This window comes from Mesorhizobium sp. Cs1321R2N1, from assembly GCF_037179725.1.
Lineage (GTDB): Bacteria > Pseudomonadota > Alphaproteobacteria > Rhizobiales > Rhizobiaceae > Mesorhizobium > Mesorhizobium salmacidum.
Map to the genome: position 1 here is coordinate 1 of NZ_JAPYKP010000320.1, position 986 is coordinate 986.

Annotated in this window: 1 protein-coding gene; it reads left to right on the forward strand. The window is 64.6% G+C overall.

The window, feature by feature from the left end; all coding sequences use genetic code 11:
- Positions 1–241 precede the first annotated feature (241 nt).
- Positions 242–986, forward strand: a 745-nt coding sequence (locus O7A61_RS32285) for a succinylglutamate desuccinylase/aspartoacylase domain-containing protein (RefSeq protein ID WP_337133189.1), incomplete at its 3' end; no start/stop codon positions are given.

The window sequence follows — 986 nt, forward strand, 5'->3', positions numbered from 1 at the left end:
GCTCGCCCTGCTGGCGGTCGCCGTCGCGGTGCTGTCGCAGACGCTGGACCGGCGCGCGCCGGCCGTCGCCCTTCAGCCTGCCGCGGAGTAACTGCCTGTCGCCCAAAAGTGCGAAGCGGTTTTGGGACAACGACATGCAGCAAGGCAAAAGACTAGCTTGCGCCCATGGCGCGGCGGGCTGGACCAATCGACATCGACACCTTCAAATGGGCATGTCTTTTCGCGCTTGATGGAGGATGTCATCCAGAAATCGATCGAATGCATCGCCGGGGACTGCGAAGGCGTTTCCTACGAATTCCCGGTGTTCCGCTTCGCCGGTGCCGACAAGGCAGCACCTTCGGCCTATCTGCAGGCGGCGCTCCATGCCGGCGAATTGCCTGGCGTCGTCGCCATCGATGCATTGATGCCGATGCTGAACAAAGCCGAGGCCGAAGATCGCATCAAGGGCAACATCACCATCGTGCCCTGGGCCAACCCGATCGGCCGCGCGCAATATCATTTCGGCGAGCACCAGGGCCGCTTTCATCTGGGCACCCGCACCAACTTCAACCGCGGCTTTCCGCTGCTTGCCGCGCCCGACACCAGGCTTTTGCCGGACGCCTCTTTTGGCGGCGCCGACCAGCGGCTGAAGTCGCGGCTGATGCAGCTTTCGCTGGGCCACGACATCGTGCTCGACCTGCATTGCGACGATGAGGGCCTTGCCTATCTCTACGTCCACACCAGCCTGTGGCCTGAAATGGCCGATTGCGCCGCCGCCATGGGCGTCGATGCCGTGGTGCTGTGGAGCGAGGACACCGACGGCACCTTCGAAGGCGCTTCGATCATGCCCTACCAGAACGCATCAGCCGACGTGGCGAAGTTCGACAGGCGCGTCGCCACCACCGCCGAATACCGCGGCATCCTCGATGTCGATGGCGCGCTTGCCTCGGCCGACGCGGCAGGCCTCTACCGGCTGCTGGCGGCGCGCGGCGTGATATCCGACGACG